The sequence below is a fragment of the Burkholderia latens genome, assembly GCF_001718795.1.
Taxonomy (GTDB): domain Bacteria; phylum Pseudomonadota; class Gammaproteobacteria; order Burkholderiales; family Burkholderiaceae; genus Burkholderia; species Burkholderia latens_A.
In genome coordinates, this window is record NZ_CP013435.1 from 1,013,396 (window position 1) to 1,038,558 (window position 25,163).

At 68.0% G+C, this 25,163-nt stretch carries 21 protein-coding genes, 1 tRNA gene and 1 riboswitch; of the genes, 7 read left to right on the forward strand and 15 right to left on the reverse strand.

Features of this window, described 5'->3' with window-relative positions; genetic code table 11:
• The first annotated feature begins 82 nt into the window (after positions 1-82).
• Genes WK25_RS04755 through WK25_RS04765 form a run of 3 tightly spaced genes read left to right on the forward strand, consistent with a single transcriptional unit; the run spans position 83 to position 4,175 of the window.
• Positions 83-2,440 (forward strand): TonB-dependent receptor, encoded by a 2,358-nt coding sequence (locus WK25_RS04755; protein WP_069241931.1) that lies wholly within the window; start codon positions 83-85, stop codon positions 2,438-2,440.
• Positions 2,428-3,696 carry a sialidase family protein gene (locus WK25_RS04760; RefSeq protein WP_069241093.1) on the forward strand — a complete coding sequence of 423 codons (1,269 nt, stop codon included), beginning with the start codon at positions 2,428-2,430 and terminating at the stop codon, positions 3,694-3,696. The genes WK25_RS04755 and WK25_RS04760 overlap by 13 nt, the downstream gene beginning before the upstream one ends.
• Positions 3,693-4,175 carry a TlpA disulfide reductase family protein gene (locus WK25_RS04765; RefSeq protein WP_069241094.1) on the forward strand — a complete coding sequence of 161 codons (483 nt, stop codon included), beginning with the start codon at positions 3,693-3,695 and terminating at the stop codon, positions 4,173-4,175. Before WK25_RS04760 ends, WK25_RS04765 begins: the two co-directional genes overlap by 4 nt.
• 81 nt (positions 4,176-4,256) lie before the next feature.
• On the opposite strand, the gene WK25_RS04770 is transcribed toward WK25_RS04765, so the two are convergent.
• The 5 genes from WK25_RS04770 to pepN form a co-directional block, all read right to left on the reverse strand.
• The gene (locus WK25_RS04770; RefSeq protein ID WP_006476609.1) at positions 4,257-4,511 is read right to left on the reverse strand and encodes a GlsB/YeaQ/YmgE family stress response membrane protein; all 255 of its coding nucleotides are present in this window, start codon (positions 4,509-4,511) and stop codon (positions 4,257-4,259) included.
• A gap of 179 nt (positions 4,512-4,690) precedes the next feature.
• The gene (locus WK25_RS31100; RefSeq protein ID WP_156789004.1) at positions 4,691-4,864 is read right to left on the reverse strand and encodes a hypothetical protein; all 174 of its coding nucleotides are present in this window, start codon (positions 4,862-4,864) and stop codon (positions 4,691-4,693) included.
• Positions 4,865-4,949: 85 nt separating this feature from the next.
• Positions 4,950-5,025, reverse strand: a tRNA-Thr gene (locus WK25_RS04775).
• A 209-nt stretch (positions 5,026-5,234) separates the two neighbouring features.
• Positions 5,235-6,248 carry a class 1 fructose-bisphosphatase gene (locus WK25_RS04780; RefSeq protein WP_040143664.1) on the reverse strand — a complete coding sequence of 338 codons (1,014 nt, stop codon included), beginning with the start codon at positions 6,246-6,248 and terminating at the stop codon, positions 5,235-5,237.
• Between the two features lie 291 nt (positions 6,249-6,539).
• Positions 6,540-9,233: an aminopeptidase N gene (pepN, locus tag WK25_RS04785; protein ID WP_069241095.1), complete on the reverse strand. Its 2,694-nt coding sequence runs from the start codon at positions 9,231-9,233 to the stop codon at positions 6,540-6,542.
• Positions 9,234-9,420: 187 nt separating this feature from the next.
• Here pepN and WK25_RS04790 point away from each other — a divergent pair, with 187 nt between their 5' ends.
• Positions 9,421-10,122, forward strand: a complete 702-nt coding sequence (locus WK25_RS04790) for a DUF4136 domain-containing protein (protein WP_040143666.1) — start codon at positions 9,421-9,423, stop codon at positions 10,120-10,122.
• 83 nt (positions 10,123-10,205) lie between these two features.
• Here the strand turns inward: WK25_RS04790 and WK25_RS04795 are convergent, their stop codons facing one another.
• From WK25_RS04795 to WK25_RS04830, 8 genes are all read right to left on the reverse strand, one after another.
• Positions 10,206-10,778 carry a TMEM165/GDT1 family protein gene (locus WK25_RS04795; protein ID WP_040143667.1) on the reverse strand — a complete coding sequence of 191 codons (573 nt, stop codon included), beginning with the start codon at positions 10,776-10,778 and terminating at the stop codon, positions 10,206-10,208.
• Between the two features lie 78 nt (positions 10,779-10,856).
• Positions 10,857-10,997: riboswitch (yybP-ykoY riboswitch) on the reverse strand.
• 94 nt (positions 10,998-11,091) lie between these two features.
• Entirely contained in the window at positions 11,092-12,414 is a 1,323-nt protein-coding gene (guaD, locus tag WK25_RS04800) for a guanine deaminase (protein WP_069241096.1), read from the reverse strand.
• A gap of 16 nt (positions 12,415-12,430) precedes the next feature.
• Positions 12,431-12,835, reverse strand: coding sequence for a hypothetical protein (locus WK25_RS04805; protein WP_069241097.1), 405 nt, complete (start codon positions 12,833-12,835; stop codon positions 12,431-12,433).
• 27 nt (positions 12,836-12,862) lie between these two features.
• Positions 12,863-13,888, reverse strand: coding sequence for an adenosine deaminase (locus tag WK25_RS04810; protein ID WP_069241098.1), 1,026 nt, complete (start codon positions 13,886-13,888; stop codon positions 12,863-12,865).
• An 18-nt stretch (positions 13,889-13,906) separates the two neighbouring features.
• A complete protein-coding gene (gene xdhC / locus WK25_RS04815; RefSeq protein WP_069241099.1) occupies positions 13,907-14,911 on the reverse strand; it encodes a xanthine dehydrogenase accessory protein XdhC in 1,005 nt (334 codons plus the stop codon).
• 578 nt (positions 14,912-15,489) lie between these two features.
• Positions 15,490-16,002 (reverse strand): disulfide bond formation protein B, encoded by a 513-nt coding sequence (locus tag WK25_RS04820; protein ID WP_069241100.1) that lies wholly within the window; start codon positions 16,000-16,002, stop codon positions 15,490-15,492.
• Between the two features lie 145 nt (positions 16,003-16,147).
• A complete protein-coding gene (locus WK25_RS04825; RefSeq protein WP_059543850.1) occupies positions 16,148-17,527 on the reverse strand; it encodes an amidase in 1,380 nt (459 codons plus the stop codon).
• A 7-nt stretch (positions 17,528-17,534) separates the two neighbouring features.
• A complete protein-coding gene (locus WK25_RS04830) occupies positions 17,535-18,215 on the reverse strand; it encodes a GntR family transcriptional regulator (RefSeq protein WP_069241101.1) in 681 nt (226 codons plus the stop codon).
• Positions 18,216-18,482: 267 nt separating this feature from the next.
• Here WK25_RS04830 and WK25_RS04835 point away from each other — a divergent pair, with 267 nt between their 5' ends.
• Together WK25_RS04835 and WK25_RS04840 are read left to right on the forward strand one after the other, a co-directional pair.
• Positions 18,483-19,685, forward strand: coding sequence for a gamma-glutamyl-gamma-aminobutyrate hydrolase family protein (locus tag WK25_RS04835; protein ID WP_040143675.1), 1,203 nt, complete (start codon positions 18,483-18,485; stop codon positions 19,683-19,685).
• Between the two features lie 164 nt (positions 19,686-19,849).
• Entirely contained in the window at positions 19,850-20,506 is a 657-nt protein-coding gene (locus WK25_RS04840; protein WP_052111032.1) for a DUF2968 domain-containing protein, read from the forward strand.
• 78 nt (positions 20,507-20,584) lie between these two features.
• On the opposite strand, the gene WK25_RS04845 is transcribed toward WK25_RS04840, so the two are convergent.
• Positions 20,585-21,457 (reverse strand): hypothetical protein, encoded by an 873-nt coding sequence (locus WK25_RS04845; RefSeq protein WP_226208918.1) that lies wholly within the window; start codon positions 21,455-21,457, stop codon positions 20,585-20,587.
• 426 nt (positions 21,458-21,883) lie between these two features.
• On the opposite strand from WK25_RS04845, the gene WK25_RS04850 reads away from it, so the two are divergent.
• Positions 21,884-23,179, forward strand: a complete 1,296-nt coding sequence (locus tag WK25_RS04850; RefSeq protein WP_059543843.1) for an MFS transporter — start codon at positions 21,884-21,886, stop codon at positions 23,177-23,179.
• Between the two features lie 66 nt (positions 23,180-23,245).
• Here WK25_RS04850 and WK25_RS04855 read toward each other — a convergent pair whose 3' ends face one another.
• A complete protein-coding gene (locus WK25_RS04855; protein ID WP_413464093.1) occupies positions 23,246-25,081 on the reverse strand; it encodes a tetratricopeptide repeat protein in 1,836 nt (611 codons plus the stop codon).
• Positions 25,082-25,163: the final 82 nt, after the last annotated feature.

Genomic DNA, 25,163 nt, shown 5'->3' on the forward strand with positions numbered 1-25,163 from the left:
ACGGATCGCGCGTCGCGCCGCATCGGCGTGGCGCGGCGGCTCGTGTCCGGCGGTATCCGGTCACGTTTTCAGGAATGGCTCCATGTCGCATACCTTCGCCGCGCGAGCGTCGCGCGGTCGGCTCGCGCTCGCGTGCGCGGCCGCTTTTGCCTGGCCGGCCGCACAGGCGGCCTCCATCGATCGCGCACCCTCCGCTCCGGCGGCGCGCGATTCCCGCAATCCGGCCGGGCCCGATGCTGCTGCGGTTGCCGCAGTCGCACCGGCTCTGACGGGCGATACGCTGAGTGCGGTCAGTATCACCGCGCAGCGACAGGCGATCGATCCCGATACGCCGGCCGTCGTCCACTCGATTACGCGCGAGCAGATCGACGCGCACACCAACGTCACGACCGAGGATGCGCTGAAATACGCGCCCAACCTGATGGTGCGCAAGCGCTACATCGGCGACCGCAACAGCGTGTTCGCCGGCCGCGACTTCAACGAACTGCAGAGTGCGCGCGGGCTCGTGTATGCCGACGGCTTGCTGCTGTCGAACCTGCTCGGTTCGAGCTACGCGTATCCGCCGCGCTGGTCGCTGATCGCGCCGGACGACATCGCCCGCGTGGACGTGCTGTATGGTCCTTTTTCGGCGCTGTACCCGGGCAACGCGATCGGCTCGACCGTGCTGCTGACGACGCGGCGCCCCGACAAGCTCGAGGCATCGCTGTCGACGCAGTTCTTCACGCAGCGCTATCACGACGGCTATGGCTTTGCGGACAGTTTCGGCGGCAATCATCAGACCGCGCGGATCGCGAACCGCGTCGGCAAATTCTGGTTCTCGCTGTCGCTGGACAGGCTCGAGAACGACGGTCAGCCGATGCAGTACGCGAGCCCCAATTCCACGTACAACCCGCGGCTCGGCGGCGCGGTGCCCGTGACGGGCGCGGCGACCGACATCGGGCCCAACGGCAAGCCGCGCACGATCGTCGGCGCGCAGAACATCGAGCGCACCGAGCAGCTGAACGAGACGGTCCGAATGGGCTACGCGTTCACCGACCACGTCGACGCGACACTGACGCTCGGCCACTGGGAGAACCATTACCGGCAGCATGGCGCTACCTTCCTGCGCGATGCGGCCGGCAATCCGGTATACGGCGGCAACGTGTCGATCGGCGGCCGGAACATGACCGTCGCGCCGAGCGCGTTCGCGCCGCAGCGCGGCGACCAGGAGAACTGGCTGTACGCGCTCGGACTCAACGGCCGGCTGGATTCGGGCTGGCGGCTGTCGGGCGTGGTGTCCGCGTACGACGTGTCGCGGGACGTGCTGCGCTCGGCGTCGACGGTGCAGGGCGGTGCCGGCACGCTGTTCCAGGGTGACGGCACCGGCTGGCGCACGCTCGATCTCAAGGCTGAGGCGCCGCAAGTGAAGGGCCACACATTCACGGTCGGTTATCACTACGACAACTATTTCCTGCGCAACGTCACGTACAACACGGCCGACTGGCTGGCCGGGCCGACCACGTCGGTCGCCAGCGTGTACCGGGGCGATACGCGCACACAGGCGCTGTTCGCGCAGGATGCGTGGCATTTCGCACCGCGCTGGCTCGCAACGCTCGGCCTGCGCTACGAGCGCTGGGATGCGTACGGCGGCGCGCTCGGCAACGCGAGCGGCACGCTTGGCTATGCCGACCGCAGTGCAAACGCGCTGTCGCCGAAGGTCGCCGTGCAATGGGATGCGACGGACGTCTGGCGCTTCCGTCTGTCGTTTGCGACCGGCACGCGTTTCCCGACGGTCGGCGAACTGTTCCAGGGCACGATCTCGAACAACGCGATCGTCAACAACAACCCGAGCCTGCGGCCGGAGAAGGCGATCGACTGGGACTTCACGGCCGAGCGCGACGTGGGTGTCGGCGTCGTGCGCGCGAGCGTGTTCCAGAGCGACCTGCGCGATTCGATTTACAGCCAGACGACGGTGTCGGGCGCGTCGACCGTCACCAACATCTCGAACGTCGACCGCGTGCGCGTGCGCGGCGTCGAGCTGGGCTTCAGCGGCCAGAACGTCGGGCTGCGCGGCCTCGACATCGACGCGAACGTGTCGGCGAGCAATGCGCAGATCCTCGCAGACGCCGCAAATCCCGCGTACGTCGGCTCGCGCTTTCCGCGGATTCCGCGCATGCGCGCGAACCTGCTTGCGTCATACCGCTTCGACGAGCACTTGCTCGCGAGCGTCGGCGTGCGCTATTCGGGCCGCCAGTTCAACACACTCGACAACAGCGACGTGAATCCCGACGTGTACGGCGGCACGAGCGTGTTCACGGTCGTCGATCTGAAGGCGCGCTACCGGTTCGACCGTCACTGGAGCGCGTCGGTCGGCATCGACAACCTGACGGACCGCCGCTACTACGTGTTCCACCCGTATCCGGGCCGCACTTTCTTTGGAGAACTGAAATGGTCGCTGTGAAATCGGTCGCAGCAGGCGTCGCCCTGTGGCTCGCGGTGCTGTCGTCCGCGGGCGCTCACGACGCGCCCGGTGTGCCGAAGGCCGCCGATCCGCATGCCGCGCACATGAGCATGCAGGCGACGCCCACGCAACAGAAGCAGCCGCTCGCGACCGGCGCCGCGTTCGATGCGCGGCACCGGCTGTGGGTCGCATGGGTCGAGGGCGCACACGTCGTCGTCGCGCATTCGGATGACGCGGGTCGCACGCTGTCCCCGCCCGTGCCCGTCAACGCGATGCCCGAGCCGATCTACACGAGCGCGGAGAATCGGCCGAAGCTCGCGACGAGCCCGGACGGCCGCGCGGTATACGTGTCGTGGTCGATGCCGCTCGATGCGCCGTACACCGGCATGGTGCGCTTCGCACGTTCGCTCGACGGGGGCGCGACGTGGAGCGTGCCCGTCACCGTGCATCGCGACCGGCAAGCGATCACGCACCGCTTCGACATGATGGCCGTCGATCCGGCCGGCAACATCGCGATTGCCTGGATCGACAAGCGCGATCTCGCCGCGGCGAAAGCAGCAGCGCAGCCTTACGACGGCGCGGCCGTCTACTACGCGGTGTCGCGCGACGGCGGTGCGTCGTTCGAGCCAGAGCGCAAGGTGACCGATCACACGTGCGAATGTTGCCGGATCGCGATGGCGGTCGACCCGGCTGGAAACATCGAAGCCGTATGGCGCAACGTGTTCCCCGGGCAGATTCGTGATCATGCGCTCGCGGTGCTGCCGGTATCGGCGGCGGCGCCCGTCGTGCCGGTGCGAGCGACGTTCTCGAACTGGCATGTCGAGGCCTGCCCCGAGCACGGGCCGGCGTTGGCGATCACACGGGACGGTACGCGCCATATCGCGTGGTTCGGTGTCGTCGACGGCCGCGCCGACGTGTTCTATTCGCGTATCGGCACCGACGGCGAGCCGCGCGGTACACCGTGGGCGTTCGGCGCGAATCCCGCGCGGCCAACCGAACAGGCGTCGCACGCGGCCCTCGTGGCGCGCGGCGACGTCGTGTGGCTGGCGTGGAAGGCGTTCGACGGCGACTCGATGCAGATCAAGCTGCGCCGCTCGGACGATCGCGGCGAGCACTGGTCGGCGCCAAGCGTGGTCGCTTCGACGTCGGGCGCAAGCGACAACCCGCAACTGCTCGACGACGCGGGCCGCATTTATCTGTCGTGGCGAACGCGCAACGACGGCTACCGGCTGATCCCGGTGGAGGGCGCGCGATGAAACGATGGATGGTCTGGGTCGGTGCGGTGTTCGCGAGCTTGCCGGCATGGGGCGGCGAACTGCAGCCGCTGCGCGCGACCGACGTCGCGAAGCTGTATGCGACCGCGCATGAACGGCCGCTCGCGGTTGAAATCTGGTCGCTCGATTGCGGATACTGCCGCGAGAACGCCGCGCATCTCGTCGCATGGCAGCGCCGGCATCCGGACGTGCAGCTCGCGATGATCGCGATGGACGCGTATGACGATAACGGCGCGGCCGTCGCACAGGCGCTTGCGCAGATGAACGTGCCGCCGCAGGTCGCGCAGTATGCGAGCGCGGAACCGATGCCCGAACGTCTGCGGACAGCGCTCGATGCGGGATGGCGTGGAGAAATGCCGCGTACCGTGTGGATCGGGCGCGATGGCTCGCGCGACGCACGCAGCGGATTGCTGACGATCGACGTGCTCGATGGCTGGTTGCAGCGCGGCAAGCGCCGTTGAGAGAATGTCGGCGCGCGACGGATGCCGCGCGCCGTTCCGATATGGAAAAGAAAGCGCGCCCGAAGGCGCGCGAGAAGATCGTCAGGCTGCGCGCCTGAATAGCCGGATCACGAACAGCAGGATCACGGCGCCGATGACCGCGACGATCACCGAACCGATGAAGCCGCTGCCGATGCTGATGCCGAGCAGTCCCGCCAGCCAGCCGCCGATCACCGCGCCGACGATGCCGACGATGATGTCGACGATCAGGCCGAACCCGCCGCCCTTGACGAGCAGTCCCGCGAGCCAGCCGGCGATCGCACCGATGATGAGCCACATAATCAAGCCATGAGTCATGGTGATCCTCTCCTTGTGTTTGAGTCGAAATGACCGGACGCCGGCTGTTTCGCCGCAAGCTGCATGAAGGCGGCACTGCGACCCGCCGCGCCGCCTTCGCAATGTAACGCGATAGACGGGTCGGAATCGTTAAGTAATGTTATGCACCCTGAACGGGTTTTTCCAGGCGATTCGTCTGGCTACCGCCCGAGTCGATGCGGTGCCGCGCGCGATGCAGGCGTGACGAGCGCGAAAGGCAGCGCGGCGTCGTGCAGGCATCGTTCGAGATCGTCGAGCGCCGGATCGCGGGCGCCGTCGAGCGTGAACGCAAGGCAGTGAAGCGTGAGCCGACGACGCGGGGGAAGGGTGCACACGTTTCGAATATCGGAACGTGTGCCGAAAACGCGATCGGAAAAGAGAAAAGGCCTGACAAGCATCACTTGTCAGGCCTTTATATCTTGGTGCCGGAGATAGGAGTCGAACCTACGACCTTCGCATTACGAATGCGCTGCTCTACCAACTGAGCTACACCGGCAGCAGAGAAGTGAAATTATAGGGTGATTTCCGCGATCTTGGCAATAGGTTTTGCGAAATTTTTTTCAGCTTGCCGCTGCTGCTTCGCGAAACCATCGATCCGGCGGATTTCCCGCTTTCACTTCACTGCGATGCAGCCTGTCAGGGCCACATCGCGAAGGCGCGATTGTACTGACGTCTCGCACCTTCGTCTAGTGCTGCAGCGCAAATTTATTTGCCTTCGTTGTGATAGGCGGTCACGCGCTCGACTTCGTTCTTCGAACCGAGGAACACCGGTACGCGCTGATGCAGGCCGGTCGGTTGCACTTCCATGATGCGCTGCGTGCCCGTCGTCGCGGCGCCGCCCGCCTGTTCGACGATGAACGACATCGGGTTCGCCTCGTACATCAGGCGCAGCTTGCCCGGACGGTCGGGCGTGCGCTTGTCGGCCGGGTACATGAAGATGCCGCCGCGGTTCAGGATCCGGTGTACGTCCGCGACCATCGATGCGATCCAGCGCATGTTGAAATTGTCGCCGCGCGGGCCTTCCTTGCCGGCGTTCAGTTCGTTCACGTAGCGCTGCACCGGCTCGTACCAGTGGCGGGCGTTCGACGCGTTGATCGCGTATTCGCGCGTGTCGGCGGGGATCTGCATGTTGCTCTGCGTGAGCACCCACGAGCCGACTTCGCGGTCGAGCGTGAAGCAGTTCACGCCGTTGCCGGTCGTCAGCACGAACACCGTTTGCGGACCGTACACCGCGTAGCCTGCCGCGACCTGCTGCGTGCCCGGCTGCAGGAACGATTCCTCGGTGGCCTGCTTGCCGTCCGGGCAGCGCAGCACCGAGAAGATCGTGCCGATCGACACGTTCACGTCGATGTTCGACGAGCCGTCGAGCGGATCGAACACGAGCAGGTATTCGCCGCGCGGATAGTTGGCGGGAATCGGGAAGAACGTTTCCATCTCCTCGGATGCCATCGCGGCAAGGTTGCCGCCCCATTCGTTCGCGTCGAGCAGGATTTCGTTCGACAGGATGTCGAGCTTCTTCTGCACTTCGCCCTGGACGTTCTCGCTGCCGGCAGTGCCGAGCGCGTCGCCGAGCGCGCCCTTCGACACGTTGTAGCTGATCGCCTTGCACGCGCGGGCGACGACTTCGATCAGCAGGCGGAGGTCGGCGGGGAGGTTGTTGGTCTCACGCTGCTGCTCGATCAGGAACTTGGACAGCGTGGTGCGGCGGGCAATGGACATGACAGACTCCGAGAGGCCAAAAGAATCCTTGAATTGCCGCAATTTTACCCGCCGTGCTTCGCGCGCCGCCGCCTTTTTTCGTCCGGTTACACGACACGGTGGCGGCCACGGCGCGTTCCGGCGTGGGCAGTGCACGCAAGCGGGCCTGCAGCGCCGTGGCGGCCAGGCGCTCAAAGCGCTGTCCAGCTCCGACCCCGTCAAACTTCGGCCGATAAAAAAGCCGGCGCCGCGACGGACGGCACCGGCTTCGCTGCGCGCCAATGCGCGAGGCAATCGCTGGGCGGCGGCCGGTTACGCGAGCGCCTTCTCGACGATCTCGCGCACGTCCCGCGACTTGGCGCCTGACGCGACCTGTTCGAGCGCTTCGCGCATCCGGTCGCGCAGCGCGGGCGTGAAGCGGCGCCACAGTTCGAGCGAACGGGCGAGCCGTGCGGCAACCTGCGGGTTGATCGCATCGAGCGCGAGCACCTGCTCGGCCCAGAACGCATAGCCCGAACCGTCGGCCGCGTGGAATTGCGCGGGATTCGCCGCGCAGAAGCTGAAGATCAGCGAGCGCGCGCGGTTCGGATTCTTCAGGTTGAACGCCGGGTGGGCCATCAGCTTGCGGACTTTCTCGAGCGTCGGCCGGGCCGGCGTACCCCGCTGCGCGGCCTGCATCGCGAACCACTTGTCGATCACGAGCGCTTCCTTCTCGAAGCGGCGGTAGAAGTCGTCGAGCGCACGTGTGGCCGCGTCGTCCGCGCCGGCCGCTGCAGCGGCGAGCAGCGCGCCGAGCGCCGCCGCGCGATCGGTCATGTTGTTCGCCGCGTCGTACTGCGCGGTCGCGATGCGCACGGCGTCGGCCGGATCCTCGAGTTCGGCGAGATACGCGAGCGCGAGGTTCTTCAGCGCGCGGCGGCCGGACGCCTCGGGCGTCGGCTCGTACGCGCCCGGCGTCTGGTGCTGCTCGTAAGCTGCGAGCCAGTCGGCGCGCAGCGCGGTCGCGAGCTGGCGGCGCACGAACTGGCGCGCGCGGTGGACGGCGGCCGGATCGGCTTCGGCCATCTGGTCGGCCAGATAGGTTTCCGACGGCAGCGTGAGCGCCAGCTCGCGGAAAGCTGGCGACAGGCTCGCATCGGTCAGCACGCGGCGGAACGCGGCGACGAAGTTCTCGCCGAGCGTGAGCGGCTCGTTCGCGGCCGCGCGCGACGCGAGCGTCAGCAGCGCGCGCGTGGCGAGGCGCTGGCCGGCTTCCCAGCGGTTGAACGGGTCGCTGTCGTGCGCGAGCAGGAACGCGAGGTCGTCGTCGCTGTAGTCGTACTCGACGATCACCGGCGCCGAGAAATTGCGCAGCAGCGACGGCAGCGGATGTTCCGGCACGTCGACGAACGTGAAGGTTTGCTCGGTGTCGGTGAACTCGAGCACGCGCGTCGTGCCCGATGCAGCGGCTTCGCCGTCCACACGCAGCGGCAGGTCGCGGCCGTCGCGGCCGATCAGGCCGATCGCGAACGGAATCAGCAGCGGGCCTTGCTGCGTGGCGCGCGCGGCCGGCGATGCGTCGCCGTAGCCCTGCGCGAGCGTAACGGTGTAGCGGCGCGCGGCCGCGTCGTACGCGGTGCGCACCGACACGCGCGGCGTGCCGGCCTGGCTGTACCAGCGCTCGAACTGCGCGAGATCGCGCCCATTCGCATCGGCCATCGCGTGACGGAAGTCGTCGCAGGTCACCGCGTGGCCGTCATGGCGCTTGAAGTACAGGTCCATCCCTTTGCGGAAGCCGTCGCGGCCGAACAGCGTCTGATACATCCGCACGACTTCCGAGCCTTTCTCGTACACGGTCATCGTGTAGAAGTTGTTGATCTCGACGTAGCTTTCCGGCCGCACCGGGTGCGCCATCGGGCCGGCGTCCTCGGCGAACTGAAGCTGGCGCAGCACGCGCACGTCCTCGATGCGCTTGACTGCGCGGGCCGCTGATGCCACGTCATCGCCCGCGGCCATGTCGGCCGAGAATTCCTGGTCGCGGAACACGGTCAGCCCTTCCTTCAGGCTCAGCTGGAACCAGTCGCGGCAGGTCACGCGGTTGCCGGTCCAGTTGTGGAAGTACTCGTGGCCGACCACCGACTCGATGTTCGCGAAATCGGTGTCGGTCGCGGTCTCGGGGTTCGCGAGCACGTACTTCGTATTGAAGATGTTGAGCCCCTTGTTCTCCATCGCGCCCATGTTGAAGTCGCCGACCGCGACGATCATGAAGCGGTCGAGATCGAGCTCGAGGCCGAAGCGCTTTTCGTCCCAGCGGATCGAGTGGATCAACGAATCCATCGCGTGGCGCGTCTTGTCGAGATCGGACGGTTCGACCCATACCTGCAACAGCTTTTCCTTGCCGGAGCCGGTGGTGATTTTTTCCTCGATCGCGACGAGCTTGCCCGCGACCAGCGCGAACAGGTAGCTCGGCTTGCGGAACGGGTCTTCCCATTTCGCGAAGTGGCGCCCTTCGGGCAACTCGCCCGAGTCGACGAGGTTGCCGTTCGACAGCAGCACCGGATACGCGGCCTTGTCGGCGCGCAGCGTGACCGTGTACGACGCCATCACGTCGGGACGGTCGAGGAAGTAGGTGATGCGGCGAAAGCCTTCGGCCTCGCACTGCGTGAAGAAGTTGCCGCTCGACACGTACAGGCCCGACAGCGTCGTGTTCTGGTCCGGCGCGCATGCGCTCGAGATGGTGAGCTCGAACGCGTCCGGCACGTTTTCGACGGTGAGGCCGTGTTCGTGCGCGCGCACGGCGCCATACGGTGCGTGGTCGAGCTGCGCGCCGAGGAATTCGAGCGCTTCGCCCATCAGCTCCAGATGCGGGTTGGGTGCGGCATCCGGATTGCGGCGCACGCGCATCGTATTCCTGACGATCGTGCGCGCCGGTGCGAGATCGAATTCGAGTGCGACGGAATCGATGAGGAAGGCCGGCGGCGTGTAGTCGGCGCGGCGGATCACGGTGGAAGATGCGTTGTCGGACATGGTCGTCGAGGTCGGTGGAGTGGGGATCGGGCCCGCGACGCGGGCCGGGCGAACCGGGCCATTGTACAAAGGCTTGCGGCCGCGTGCCGCTGCGAACTTTTTACCGGTTCCGGGAGTCCGCGTATTATCGGCATCCCGTATGCTTCGCGCGGTGCGACGAACGGATGACGGATCGACGAGGATCGACATGAAACGCGAATGGATACAACGCGGTGCGGGCTGGGTGGCGGGGCTGTGCGTGGCGCTGCTCGCGGGCTGCACGAGCTATGTGACGACACAGGTCACGGCCTTCTCGGACTGGAGCGGCAGCGACGCCACACGCACGTACGCGTTCACGCGCACCGACGCGCAGAAACACAGCATCGAGCAGTCGACCTACGAGCCGATCGTCGCAAACGAATTGTCTGCGTACGCGTTTCGTCCGGTGCCGGCCGCGCAGGCGCGCTATCTGGTCGGGCTGACGTACGGCGTCGGCAGCGATCTGGTGACGGTGCCGCAGCCCGTCTACTACGACCCGTGGTTCATGGGGCCGGGGCCGTACTGGCGGGGCGGCCCGTGGGGCCCGTGGGGGCCCTGGGGCGGGATGCCGGCCGGCTATGTCGCGCAAACCTATCAGGTGTTCGACTACACGCTCGGGATCCGGATCACCGAGCGCGCGACCGGCAAGGAGGTCTACAACGTGACCGCACGCACTACCGGCGACAACGGCGCGTTGCTGTACGCGATGCCGTTCCTCGCGCGCAGCGCGCTCGCCGATTTCCCGTTGTCGAACGGCGCGATTCGTACGGTGCGGCTGCCGGTCGACAAGCGCGGCGGGCCGGCCGCGCCGGCCGCCAACGAGCGCGCGGTGCCGGCGGCCCCGGCATCGGGTGCGGCGGCTCCGAAGTAACGCGATCGCGATACGCGCGGCCCCCGGCCGCGCCGCCCGCATGCTCGCGCGCTAGCGCGCGGCGGCTGTGCGTCGAACTCGAATCAAACTCCGACGCCCAGCAGCGCCAGCGCACCCAGCACGACGAACAGCACCGCGGCGATGCCGTGCACGAACTTCGTCGGCAGGCGGTGCGCAAAACGGTCGCCGAGCACGATCGCCGGCACGTTCGCGAGCATCATCCCGAACGTCGTGCCGGCCACCACGCCGATGTAATCCTGGAAGCGCGCGGCGAGCGCGACGGTCGCGATTTGTGTCTTGTCGCCCATTTCCGCGAGAAAGAATGCAACCAGCGTCGCGCCGAACACGCCCAGCCGCGAGCGCGTCGCATTGGCTTCGTCCTCGTCGAGCTTGTCCGGCACGAGAATCCACAGCCCCATCGCGATGAAAGAGATTGCGAGCGCCCAGCGCATGATCGACGGCGTGACCAGCACGCCGAGCCATTCGCCGAGGGCCCCGGCGAACCCGTGATTCACGAGCGTCGCGACGAGCACGCCGAGAATGATCGGCACGGGCCTGCGATAGCGCGCGGCCAGCACGAGGGACAGCAGTTGGGTCTTGTCGCCGATTTCAGCGAGGGCGACGGCGCCGGTGGAGATCAGGAAGGCTTGAGACACGTACGGGGTTCCGCGGGCCGATGTTGTGCGTGCGAGCGACGATCCGCCGCGCGCCGGGCCCTGATGCGGCGCGCAGTGAACCATCGGTCTCGCCAGGCCCTGGTGGCTGCGCCCGCCATGGCCGAACGGCCAAGTCTGTTGACGGACGCCTCCGTCACGATGCGCGCCGAAAGCGCGGGACATCGAGCGGAGCGGCTACTCCCCAATGAGGGCCGCATTCTAGCACGACGCGTGCCGCGTGCAATGCGGATTCGGCCGCTCCGGTATGCGTCGCCGCGCACGCCGGAGCGGCAGCAAGGCTTACCGGCGCAGGTTACGCCGGGGTCGCAGTGCGGCGCGCTGTACCGCGCTCGTGCACGAGCCGGCCGGCCGCGTACGTGCGGTACACGGCGCGGTCGTCGCCGAGCAGCGCGAACGCGAACAGCAACTCCTCGAGCGAATCCGCGCGCTTCGTGCGGCGCGCGAGCAGCGGCGTGGCCTGCGGGTCGAGCACGACGAAGTCGGCTTCGGTGTGTGGTGCCAGTGTGCCGACCGTATCGGCTAGATTGAGCGCGTGCGCGGCGCCGGCCGTCGCCAGCCAGAACATCCGCGTGGCGGTCAAGTGATGGCCTGACAGCCGCGCGACCTTGTGCGCCTCGTTCATCGTCTGCAGCATCGAGAACGACGTGCCGCCGCCGACGTCGGTCGCGAGCGTGACGGGCACGTCGAATTCGCCCGCCTTGTCGAAGTCGAACAGCCCGCTGCCGAGGAAGAAGTTCGACGTCGGGCAGTGGGCGACGACGGTGCGCGTCTCGGCCATCCGGCGGCGGTCCTCGTCGTCAAGGTGGATGCAGTGGCCGTACACTGCGCGCGGCCGCAGCAGCCCATAGCGATCGTAGATGTCGAGATAGCTGCGGTGGCCGGGGAACAGCTCGGCCACCCATTTCACTTCATCGACGTTTTCCGCGACGTGGCTCTGCACGAACACGTCCGGATGGCGGCGAGCGAGTTCGCCGCACGCCTCGAGCTGCGCCTCGGTCGACGTCGGCGCGAAGCGCGGTGTGAGCGCGTAAAGCTGCCGGCCGTTGCCGTGCCAGCGGCTGATCAGTTCGGCACTGTCGTCGTAGCCCGATTGCGCGGTGTCGCGCAGGAACTCGGGGCAGTTGCGATCCATCAGCACCTTGCCCGCGATCATCCGCACGTCGCGCGCGGCGCTCGCGGCGAACAGCGCATCGGCCGACTGCTTGTGCACGGTGCAGTAGACGAGCGCGCTCGTCGTCCCGCATGCGAGCAGTTCGTCGACGAAGAAGTCGGCCACTTCGCGCGCATGCTCCGGATCGCCGAACTGGCGCTCGGTCGGGAACGTGTACTTGTCGAGCCACGGCAGCAGGCCGGGCGCCGGCGACGCGATCATGTCCGTCTGCGGATAGTGGATGTGCGTGTCGATGAAGCCGGGCACGATCAGCTTGTCGCGCTGGTCGTGGACGATCGCGTCGCGTGCGAGTGTCGCCGCGAGCCGCGCATGCGGGCCGGCCGCGACGACCTTGCCGTCGTCGACGATCAGCAGGCCGTCGGCCTCGTAGTTCGCGGCCTGGCTCGATTGCGCCGGGTCGCCGTTGAAGGTCAGCAGCTGGGAACGAAAAGCGGTTTGCGTCATGACGAAGGGTCCTGCATCAAGGTAAGGCGAACAGAGGAAAACGGTCGGTTCGTGCGCTTGCTGGCACGGACAGCAGAGTGGGCGCCGCTTCGCTGCAGCAGTGTGCGACCGCGAATGCGGATGCAAGCGCGTACTGCACGGCGATCGCGCACGCGAGCGTGGAGGCGGCCGCTGCGTGACGCGGGGCCGCGAACATTGCCGCGAGCGCCGGTGCGATCGCGATGGCAACCGGCGCGGCAGCGCGCTGCGTGACGAGCCGCCCCAAGCGGCTTCGCCGCGCGACGGCGTACGACGCCGTCAACGCCGTCGCCACGGATGCGGCCGCCGCGATCGCGGCATGCGTGTACGGTGCGCGCATGCGCGACACGCGGTGCAGCGCCGAACCGTGCACCGGAAAGCGGATGGCGTGACGACGTTTCATCTGTCTAGCGAAACCCGATGCCGGCCGTCACGCCGCCTGCCAGTACGAATCGAGGCGCGCGATCAGCGCATCGCGCTGCGCGGCATCGACGAACGACGCTTCGAAGCCGTTGCGGATCACTGCGTACACTTCGGCGTCCGTCAGCTGGAGTCCGTCGACCGTCGCGAAGTAGTTGTCGTTCACGTAGCCGCCGAAATAGGCCGGATCGTCGGAGTTGATCGTCACCGCGACGCCGCGGTCGAGCAGCGCCTTCAGCGTGTGCTTCTTCATGTCGTCGAACACGCACAGCTTCAGGTTCGACAGCGGGCACACGGTCAGCGCCGTGCGCGTGCGCGCGAGGCGTTCGACGAGCGCCGCGTCCTCGATGCTGCGCACGCCATGATCGATGCGGTCGACCTTCAGCACGTCGAGCGCTTCGTAGATATACGCTGGCGGGCCTTCCTCGCCCGCGTGCGCGACCAGCTTCAGCCCGAGCGCCCGCGCCTTCTCGAACACGCGCGCGAACTTCGTCGGCGGATGGCCGAGTTCGGACGAATCGAGGCCGACGCCGATCAGCCGGTGGCGATAGCGCTCGAACAGCGGCAATGCGGATTCGAACGTCGCGAGCGCGTCGTCTTCGGAAAGGTGGCGCAGGAAGCACGGGATCAGCTTGCTCGACAGCCCGCGCTGCTCGGCATCGGCGAGCGCGCGATCGATGCCGGCAACCACCGTTTCGATCGGCACGCCGCGTTCGGTGTGCGTCTGCGGGTCGAAGAACAGCTCGGTATGGACGACGTTGTCGGCGAGCGCGCGTTCGCAGTACGCCGCCGTCATGTCGTAGAAGTCCTGCTCGGTCAGCAGCACGCTCGCGCCGGCGTAATAGATGTCGAGGAACGACTGCAGGTCGGTGAATGCGTATGCGGCGCGCAGCGCGTCGATCGATTCGTACGCGAGCGTCACGCCGTTGCGCTGCGCGAGCGCGAAGATCAGTTCGGGCTCGAGCGAGCCTTCGATATGGATGTGCAGTTCCGCTTTCGGCGCGCGGGCAATCTTGTCCTTGAATGTCGGGGTCATGGCGTTGTTCTTGGTCGGTCAGAAAGATGAGGGAACCTGCGCGGACGCGTTCGCCTCGACGGCCTGCAGCAACTGCGCGGCCACCGAGATCGCGATCACTTCGGGCGCCTTGTCGACGATGCCGTCGACGCCGATCGGGCAGTGCATCCGCGCGACCTGGGCCGGGTCGATGCCGATCGCTGCCAGCCGGTGATCGAACTGCGCGCGCTTCGTGCGCGATCCGGTCATCCCGAAGTACGCGTAGTCGCCGCGCCGCAGGATGCGCTCGGCCAGCATGAAGTCGAGTGCGTGATCGTGCGTCATCACGACGAAGTACGCGCGCGGCGGCGCCGCGTCGACGGCCTCGGCCGGGCTCGCCAGCGCGTCGATCGAGAGATTGCCGATTCCGGCGAGCGCGTCTGCCGGCGGGAACGCCGCATCGGGTCCGTCGACCCAGCGCACTTGGCACGGCAACGTCGCGAGCACCTTCACGAGCGCGGTGCCGATGTGTCCGGCGCCGAACAGCACGACGGGGAACGCATACGGCGCGATCGTTTCGGTCATCAGCGACACGCCGCCGGTTTCCCACAGCAGGCAATCGGCGCGCGCGGCTTGCGGTTCGGGCTCGCTCAGCAGCGGCGCGCCGGGCGAGGGGCCGAATGATACGCTACGGACGGTCGCGGCGCCGGCCGCGACGCGTTTCGCGAGCGACATGATCCAGCCGAGGTCGCCGACGTCCAGGCGCTCGAACGCGAGCACGACCGCACCGCCGCAGCACTGGCCGAGGCTCGGCCCGAGCGCGAGCCGTTCGAGCCGGCGTGCGTGCGGCACGTGCGCACCGTCTTTCAGCAGATGCCGCGCGATCTCGATTGCCTTCCATTCCAGATGACCGCCGCCGATCGTATGGCGGGCCGTGTCGCGCGTGACCAGCATTTTGGTGCCGGCCTCGCGCGGCGCGGAGCCGTCGGTATGCGCGACCGTCACGAGCACGGCTGCTTCACCGTGCGCGAGCAGTTGCTGCAGATCGCCGAGCCACGCTTCCATCAGTGCGCTCCGTTCGGGACGGCGCGGCGCGGCGCGCGGTGTGGGTCAGCGGGCGCGGGGGCGGCAAGCGGGAGCGGGGCGGTTCGGGCACACGACGGAGCCGGTGCGGCGCTATCGCGCCGAAGGCACGCGCGTTCGGTGCCGAGGGACGTGCGGACGCCATGAGGATGACGGATGCGGATGGGTTGCGTTGTCATGATGAATCCAGTCGACATTGCGGATCGGGCGCGCGTTACGCAGGAGGTGAGACCGCCTGGTCTCGCGCACGTAGATCGCCATCCAGTCGCGAAGATAGCACTGCGATGCGGCGCGAACATTGCCGGGCAGTGATCCGCGTCATCAGGCGGCGATCATGTCGATCATAGGCCCGCCGCGCGGGATCGTGGCGGCGATGCGCGGGCATCCGGCGGAAACGCCCGTGTGGCGGGACATGCGCGCCAATGGCCTGCAATGCGCGTACGCCCGGAAAACAGCGCAGCGCCACCGGTAGGTGTTTACGCCCAGCGGGCTAAAAGGCGGCCGCGGGCACAGCTCGGCCGGCATCGGCGCAGTGGCCCGGCGGCGGCCGGCTCAGCGTGTCAGCCTGCCAGTTTCCGGCGATGGCGCCAGACGCTCGATGCGACGGCAACGAGGATTACGGCGAACGCGATCAGCGCCCAGCCGGGCAGCAGGATGCCGAGGATCGGCGGGTAGACGGTCTCGCACAGGCCGGCGACCTTGAACATGCCGGGGAACCATTGCGCGGGCGGCAGGCTGTCGACGATCGGCTGCAGCGTGTTGAAGCCGCAGCTGAAGCCCGGATTCATCTGGATCGACAGATGCCGCGCGGCGGTGCCGACGCCGCCGGCCGCGGCGATCGCGATCAGCAGTTCGAGCACCCAGATGCCGCGCCAGTTGCGCATCCCGGCCGCGAGGAACGCGAAGATGCCGATCGCCGCGAAGAAGTAGCGCTGGATGATGCACAGCGGGCACGGATCCTCGTTCTTCACGTACTGAAGGTATAGCGCGCCCGCCAGCAGGGCGATGCACACCCAGCCGAGCAGCATCAGCAGGCGGCGTTCACGGCGAAGTGCGAGCGTGGAGTCGTTCATGTCGGCGGGATTCCTGTCGTTGGTCGGTCCGATAAACAATCGCGCGATTTTAGCGCGAACGATCTGGCACGAAACTGACAGCGCCGGTGCGGCAACCCGCCGCACCCGCTAGCGGCCGTGCGGCGGCGCCGTCATTGCGGTGCGATTACCGGATCGTGTTCAGCACCGCTTCGACCGCCTGGCCGATCGCGAGCAGCGCGTCGTCGCGATGCGGCGCGGCCGCGAGCATCAGGCCGACGGGTGCCGCGTCGCGCGGATGGCACGGCAGCGACAGCGCGCACGCGTCGAGGAAGTTGAATGCGCTCGGATTGCGCAGGATCAGCGCATTGGTGCGCGTGAACGTGGCGTCGTCCGCTTCGAGTTCGGCGATGCGCGGCGGCACGACCGGCACCGTCGGTGCGACGAGTGCGTCGAAGCGCGCCCATACCGTGTGCGCCGCTTCTTCCAGCATCGCGCGGCGGGCGGCGAGCAAGTCCAGATAGTCGGCCGCGCTTGCCGGCTCGCCCTTCAGGATGCGCGACAGCACGCGCGGATCGTATCGATCGCGGTGCTGCGCGAGCAGCGGGCGATGCCACGCATACGCCTCGATCGGCGAGAAGCCGAAGCGGTTGATCTCGGGCAACCGGTCGAGGGCCGAAAAGCGCACTTCGGTGACGATCGCACCGGCCGCTTCCAGATGCTTCAGCGATGCGTCGAGCGCGGCGGCGACATCCGCGTCGACGCCGTCGGTCACGTAGTTGGTCAGCACGCCGAGGCGCACGCCCTCGAGCGGCCGCGCGGCCGGCACGTGCGGCTCGAGGCCCGCGAGCATCCGGTCGACGAGCGCGCAGCACGCGACCGTCAAGCCGATCGGGCCGAACGAGTCGAGCGTCGTCGACAGCGGCACGCCGCCTTGCGTCGGGATCCGGCTCGCGGTCGGCTTGAAGCCGGTGAGTCCGCACAGCGCGGCCGGAATCCGGATCGAGCCGCCGGTGTCGGTGCCGAGCGCGACGGCCGCCATCCCGTCGGCGACGGACGCGGCCGCGCCGGACGACGAGCCGCCGGCAATCCGCGCATCGCCCGGCACGTCGCGGCGGTACGGCGAACGCGGCGTGCCGAAGTGCGGATTCAGGCCAAGCCCCGAGAACGCGAACTCGCTCATGTTGGTGCGGCCCACCAGCACCGCGCCCGCCCGCTTGAGGCGCGCGACGGCGACCGCGTCGGCGTGCGCGGGCGGCGCGCCGTCGAGCACGCGTGAACCGGCGCGCGTCACTTGGCCCGCGACGTCGAACAGGTCCTTCACCGACACGGGGATGCCCGCGAGCGGCGACAGCACGGTGCCCGCGGCACGCAGGCGATCGTGCGCGTCGGCGGCCGCGCGCGCGTTGTCGGCGTCGACTTCGGTGAAGACGATCGCACCCTGGCCCGACGGATCGGCGATCCGGTCGAGCGCGACGTCGACGAGCGCACGGCTCGTGGTCCGCCCGGCGGCGAGATCGGCGGCCAGTTGGGCGAGCGGGGGGAAGGGCGTGAAGGTGGTGGTCATGGGCTGCTCAGGGACGAAGACGGTGGACGAGGGTGGCGCGAAACGAATCGATATGGCGTTCGACGGCTGCGCGCGCGCCGGCGGCGTCGCGTGCGGATAGCCGTTCGAACAATTCCCGGTGTTCATGCTGGACGTCGGACAGGTGGTGCGGCTCGGACAGCGTGACGAACCAGAACCGCAGCGAGCGCTCATGCAGTCCGCGCAGGATTTCCGCGAGCACCGGATTGCGCGCGGCTGCGGCGATCGCCTGATGAAATGCGCGGTCGAGCTCCATCATCCCTTCGACGTCGTGCGTGCCGACGCACGCCTGCCCTGCGTCGAGCAGCGCGGCGAGGCGCGCGAGATCGTCGGGCGTCGCATGGCGCGCGGCCAGTTCGACGCAATGGGCTTCGTTGATGCGCCGCACGTCGATCACCGCGACGATGTCGTCGAGCGACAGCGGCTGCACCATGAGTCCCTTGCGCGGCATCACGGACAGCAGTCCTTCGAGCACCAGTCGGTGCACGGCCTGGTGGACCGGCGTGCGGCCGATGCCGGTACGCGCGACCAGCTCGGCCTCGTTAAGGGCGGCGCCCGGCTTCAGGCGCATCGTAATGATGTCGCGCTGGATCAGCGCATAGGCGCGCTCCGCGAGGCTGCGCGCCGATGCGGCAGGCTGGTCGGGCAGTGCGTCGGTCAGTGCGTTCATGCGGGCTGGGGCGCGGCAGGCGGGCTGGAGGCGGTCATCGAGCGGCGTTCGATTTGGACGATACGTGAATATTATTGTGATATATCACGGGTGTCCAGCGCACGGGCGCGAGGTGCGAGGGTCGGCGGGACAGCGGCGACGGCGTCGCATGCGACGACTTGCAACAATTATCGACAGGATGTTGCTGGTTTACCGCGCGATCGTGCACTGACGCATAATGATTCCTCGTCAATCCAATACGCGCGAGCGACGCACCAGACCATCGTCATGAGCGAAACCACGCCTTCCCCGGCCGGTCTGACCGGTTCCTCTTCCCCTTCTTCCGATTTCCCCCGTTCCGATCCGGCGAAAACGCCCGCATCGGCTGTCGCGCAGGCCGCCGCTGCGCACGACGTTGCGGACGATGGCGCATCGCCGGTCACGGCGGCATCCGAGCCCGGCGCCGCCGGCACGACGGGCGCGAGCGCGACGGGCGCCACCGGCGAAGCCGGTGCAGCCACGCCGAAGCCCGGTGCGGCGCCGCCCGGTTTCGGCGCGCAGCCCGATTTCGACACGCCGCGGCCGCCTCCTGCGAGCGCGCAGACTGCGCCGCCGGCTTATCTGAAACAGAGCGACACGCCGTGGTCGGTATTCGGCCGGATCGTCGCCGCGCGTGCGCGCCGGCTGTTCGATCGCGCCGGCCAGCGGATCACGCAGCGCACACTGCGCATCGGCGTGTCGGCGCGGATCTTCCATCCGGAACCCGGCGCGAAGGGGTTGCGCGGCAAGACGCTGCAGTACCTCGAAGAGTCGATCGCGCATTGGGTCATGTCGCGCGACGTGCTCGTGTTCATGATCCCGACGGTCGGCCACCAGGGCATGCTGCATCCGAGCAACATCCGCCTGCGCGATTACGCGAAGCATCTCGACGGCCTGCTGCTCCAAGGCGGCGCCGACGTGTCGCCGCAAACCTACGCGGCGTCGGATGCGCGCCCCGAATGGCCGGGCGACCGCGTGCGCGACATGTACGAGCTCGAGCTGTTTCACGAATTCGTCGAGTCCGGCAAGCCGGTGCTCGGCGTGTGCCGCGGTTGCCAGCTGATCAACGTCGCGTTCGGCGGTTCGCTGTACCAGGACATCGCGACCGACGTGCCGACCGCGAATGCTCACGTAAGCGAGCACTACGACCAGCATCGCCACGCGATCCGCTTCCCCGATTCGTCGACGCTCGCGAGCATGTTCCCCGGGCGCAGCGAAGCGATCGTCAACTCGATCCACCATCAGGCGATCCGCGATCTCGGCCGCGATCTGAACATCGAGGCCGTGTCGGCGGGCGACGGGATCATCGAGGGCATCCGCTACCGGCGCGCTCCGTTCGTCGTCGGCGTGCAGTGGCATCCGGAGTTTCATCGCGCGGGCGGCGCCGAGTTGCTCGACTGCACGCCGCTGCTCGATGCATTCCTGCGCGCGGCACGCGAGACCCGTCTGTAGACTGCATTTGCATCGCATCGAAGCAGGGCGGCCGCATCCCGTTTAATTTGAGATGCGGCCGTTTCGTTTTGAACGATAATCGCGAGTTCCGATTCGTTCGCCGGAGTCTCACGTTGGTCTTCCGAAACTTTTCCCCTGCTCGATGCGCAACGTGGATCGTTGCGATGGCTGCCTGCGCATACGCAGGCGCAACGTGGTCCGCCGATGCGACCGCGCCTGTCGCGGGCACGCGCCCCGCGGTGACGAGCCTGAGCGGCGATGCGTCGCCGGAAGCGGCACCGACATCGGCCGCGAGCGCGACGGATGCCGGTGCGCAAGGCAACGTCGCCGAACTGTCGCAGATGCTGCACGACGGGCGAATCGTCGAGATGCGAACGACCTACAACGGCAGCTACGGCGCGAGCCTCATGTTCGATCCGCGCGAGATGACGTACTACGTCGCGCTGTTTCAGGACAAGCATCTATGGCGCGTGATCAAGTCGCAGGAGAAGACTCGGGCGGAGATGGTCTACGCGAACTTCGTCCAGCAGACGGCGCAGCTTGCGGACGTCGAAATCCGCCGCACCGAACTGCAGGCGCAGAAGACGTTCCTCGAGCGCGTGATCGCGCTGCAGGCGAATCGCGCGCAGCAGTTGCAAGCCGATCTCGGCGTCGCGCGCAGCCAGCAAGCCGAGGTCGCGCAGCGGCAAAAGGCCGCACAGGAGCAGACGCAGGCGCTGCAGGTCGAGAAGCGGGCAGCACAGATGCAGTTGCGTGAACTGCAGGACCAGGTGCGGCAACTCGAGCGGCAGGCCGAAACGGGATTGCCTCAGCACAAGTAACGACAGGACGTCCGACGCAACGACGGACGGACGAAACCCGGCGAAGCGTGCTTCGCCGGGTTTTTTATTGCGCGCGCGTTAGCGGGGGAGTGCGCGGTAGACGTCGGTCAGGCGCCGATGAGACAGTTGCGCGGTCCAGTCGAAGGCGGCGCCGGGCGTTTTGTCCGGTGGCGCGGGAAGGGAGGCATTCAGCGCGTGCGCAATCGCGATCAGCGTGAGCGGATCGTCGAGCGAGGGCTGCGGCGGGAGCGCATGCGAGCGCCGGTGGCGATGATCGTGCGACGGCGCTCGTGATGCGTGCTGCGTGACGGGCGGGCGGGGGGCAAGCCGGGACGCAGAGGCGTCCGAAGCGCGCGCCCGTTTTGCGCGTTTGCCCGCCGGGCCTTGGCGCGATAGTGGCGGCGCCGCCGACACGATGGAGACGGGCGCGGCGTGCGATGCCATTTCGCTGCGCTGCGGCGCGGCCTTCGGCGTCGCGCCCCGTGCAGGCCGAGTGGGGCCGGCCGATGTCGCGACGGGATGCGCTGCGACCTGCTGGGCCGGCGCGTCGACCGGCTTGGCCGCGAGGGCTGCGACGGTACGCACCGTTCCCTTGGATTCATTGCCGTGGCGCGGCGTCGCGCCGGCCGCCTGCATGGACGCTGGCGCGAAGACCGGGAACGGTTCGTGCGCGGCCACGAGCCAGCCGATGATGACGAACGCACCGATGCTCCAGCACGCGGCATGCAGCGCGCGTCGATCGGGCGCCCGGCCCGCTGCGTCGATGGAGCGGCGGCGGATGTCGGGCGCGACCGCCGGTGCGCCGGCCAACGACGGCGGCGCGACGGGCTGCGGTTGCCAGCGACACGACCGGTGCGGTGCATCGACGTCGATGCATGACGTCGTCAGCGTCGCAAGCGCGCGCGTACCGGACGCGCCGCGGAACGTCCACTCGCGGCCGAACGGCGGCACGCCGTCGAGCGGGGCGGCGCGAGGGCGGGCGAGCGCGCCTTCGACGGGAACAAGCGGCGATGAAGTCATGAGAAGGTGCGCGGTGCGGCACGGGCAATCGTGCGGCTGCAGCGCAGTAGCGTTGCGATTCGTGACATTGTGGTCACGCGAGCGCGATCGGTCGATCGGATTAGTCCGATTTTGGCGCCCGGTTCGAGCTCATTCGTACGAGCGGAAACCGGGCGCGCGGACCGGCGGCCGCGCCCAGGGACGCTCCAAGGCAATCGTCGGTTTCGCGTGGCATCATTTGCAAATCTTGCCGGCGCGCACGTCGTTGCGCGATGCGCCGCCGGCTCACAGCGATGCCTGTGTGCGCCGCCGCGGCGCGGCACGCATCGTCGGTCCCACACGGCGCGGCGTTCGCGCCATCCGAGCCGAGAGAACGACATGTCTACAGCAACGCAAGCTGTCGCGCAGGAATCAAAAGTTCGCACCGTGTTCCGCGTCGTCAGCGGCAACTTTCTCGAAATGTACGACTTCATGGTCTACGGGTACTACGCGTCGGCCATCGCGAAAACGTACTTTCCCAGCGGCAACGCGTTCGCGTCGCTGATGCTGTCGCTGTCGGTGTTCGGCGCGGGCTTCCTGATGCGCCCGGTCGGCGCGATCGTGCTCGGCGCGTACATCGATCATCATGGCCGTCGCAAGGGGCTGATCCTGACGCTGGGGTTGATGGCGCTCGGCACGCTTGCGGTGGCCGCGATTCCGGGCTACGCGACGATCGGCGTGCTCGCGCCGGTGCTCGTGCTGCTCGGCCGGCTGCTGCAGGGCTTTTCGGCGGGCGTCGAACTCGGCGGCGTGTCGGTCTATCTGTCCGAGATCGCGACGAAGGGCAACAAGGGTTTCTACACGTCGTGGCAATCGGGCAGCCAGCAGGTCGCGGTCGTGTTTGCCGCATTTGTCGGCGTGCTGCTCAACCGTATGCTGCCGGCCGACGAGATGACCGCGTGGGGGTGGCGCATTCCGTTCCTGATCGGCTGTCTGATCGTGCCGTTCCTGTTCCTGATCCGTCGTTCGCTGAAGGAAACCGATGAATTCCTCGCGAAGCGCCACCGTCCGACGATGGGCGAGATCATGCGCTCGATGCTCGCGAACTGGGGTGTCGTGATCGCCGGGATGGGGATGGTGATCATGACGACGGTGTCGTTCTACATGATCACCGCATACACGCCGACGTTCGGCAAGGAAGTGCTGCACCTGTCGTCGCTCGACGCGCTGATCGTGACCGTTTGCGTCGGTCTGTCCAACCTCGTGTGGCTGCCACTGTCCGGTGCGTTGTCGGACCGAGTCGGCCGCCGCCCCGTGCTGATCGCGTTCACGGTGCTCACGTTGCTGTCGGCCTATCCGGCCGTGCTATGGCTCGTTGCGCAGCCGTCGTTCGTGAGGCTGCTCGCGGTCGAGCTTTGGCTGTCGTTCCTGTACGGGTCGTACAACGGCGCGATGGTCGTTGCGCTGACCGAAGTGATGCCGGCCGACGTGCGCACCGCCGGCTTTTCGCTCGCGTACAGCCTCGCGACGACGATCGGCGGTTTCACGCCCGCGATCTCGACGCTGCTGATCCACCAGACGGGCAACAAGGCGGCGCCGGGCCTCTGGCTGAGCGTCGCTGCGATCTGCGGGCTGATCGCGACGCTCGTGCTGTACCGGACCCCCGGCGCGCGCAACCAGTACAAGTCGGCGTGATGGCGTCCGTGTTGCATCGCATCGGATAAACAAGGGGCGCGCGGCGCGCTCCCTTTTTGCCGACGCTCAGGCGTCGTGCAGCGCGGCGGCCACCTTCGCCGTCACGTCGAGCCAGTGCCCCGGTGCGGGCTGGCGCACGAGCGTCGCCGCCGGATACCACGGGCAGTCGTCGCCCGTGAACCAGCGCCAGTCCGCTGCGAACGGCAGCATGATCCACAGCGGCTTGCCGAGCGCGCCCGCGAGGTGCGCGACGGCCGTATCGATCGTGACGACGCCGTCGAGCCGCTCGATGAGCGCGGCCGTATCGGCGAAGTCGTTCAGCCGGCCATCGAGCCGATGCACGCGCGGGTGCGCGTCGATGCGCGCGCGTTCGTCGTCGTCGAGCGCCGGCTGCAGCACGAGCCAGTCGATGTCGGGCAGCGCGAACAGCGGCGCGAGCGCATCGAACGGCATCGAGCGGTCCTCCTGAGCCTGTCGGCGCCCGGACCACGCCAGGCCGAACTTGCGTTTCGACTGACCGCCGAGCGACCCGCGAAAGCGCCGGCGGGCACTGTCCGGCGCATCGAGATAGCGCGCGTCCGCGACGATGTCGTCCGGCTGCAGGCCGAGCAGGAACGGCAGGCTCATCAGCGTGCATGCGACGTCCGCCGGCGGCTTTGCGGCGCCCTGCGCGATGAGCGTCACGCGCCAGCGTGCCGCAACCGGTGCGAGAAGCGTGACGAGTTCCGGCTGCACCTCGAGCACGACACGCGCGCAGCGTGCGCGAGCGAGCGGTACGAAGCGGACGAACTGCAGCGTATCGCCGAAGCCTTGTTCCGCGCGGATCAGCAGCGTGCGCGCCGCAATCGGTTCGCCCTGCCAGCGCGGCAGCGTGCCGAGCGGCGTTGCGCCCGGCGTGTCGTGGCGGGCTTCATAGGCGGGCAGGCCGCGCGTGAAGTCGCGCAGCGTGAGCAGCGTGACGGCGCGGTGCAGTTGCGCGAGCTTCAGGTCCGGCGCGACGCGGAGCGCCTGGTCGAACGCACGCAGCGCCATCTCGTGCGCGCCAAGCGCATGATGCGCGTTGCCGAGGTTCAGCCACGCGAGGGCGAACGACGGATCGAGCCCGACCGCGCGTTCGTAGTAGGGCAGTGCTTCGCGGTGGCGTGCCTGCGCGCACAGCGCGTTCGCGAGCCCGAACAGCGCGAGCGGAAACGGCGGGTGCAGCGCGAGCGCCGCTTCGAACGCGGCGGCGGCTTGCGCATGACGGCCGAGCGCTTCCAGCGTGTTCCCGAGATTGAAATGCGCGGCGACGAAGCGCGGCTGCGCGTCGATCGCGGCCTGGAAGTGCGCGATTGCGTCGTCCGCGCGGCCCATCGCGTTTAGCGCCATCGCCAGATTGTTGTGCGCGCCCGCATGGCCGGGGCGCAGCTCCAGTGCGCGGCGGAACGCGGCCAGTGCGTCGTCGTGGCGGCCGAGCGCGTTCAGCGCGTTGCCGAGGTTGTTGTGGATCGATGCATCGTCGGGCGTGAGCCGGAGCGCGCGGGCGAATGCATCTACCGCATCCTCGTGGCGCTGCAGCGCCGCATACGCGTTGCCGAGGTTGTAGTGCGCGAGCGGAAATTCGGGCGCGAGCGACAGCGCATTGCGAAAGCGGTCGATCGCGTCGTCGAGCCGGCCGAGCGCCTTCAGCGCGTTGCCGAGATTGAGCTGAAGCGCGGCATCGTCCGGGCGCAACTCGACCGCGCGCCCGACGAGATCTGCCGCCTCGGCATGCTGGCCCTGCTGATGGCGCAGCACGCCGAACAGATGCAGCGCGTCGGCGTCGGCGGGATTGGTGGCGATTGCGGCGCGATAGCCGTGCTCGGCCTCGGCGAGGCGGCCCGCGCGGTGCGCGGCATACGCTCGGTCGAATGCGGAATCCATGACGCGAAAACTGACGGAAAGCGCGTATTTTCCCACATTGCGCACCCGCGCCGAGGATCGGCCGCCCGGCATATGGCCCCGT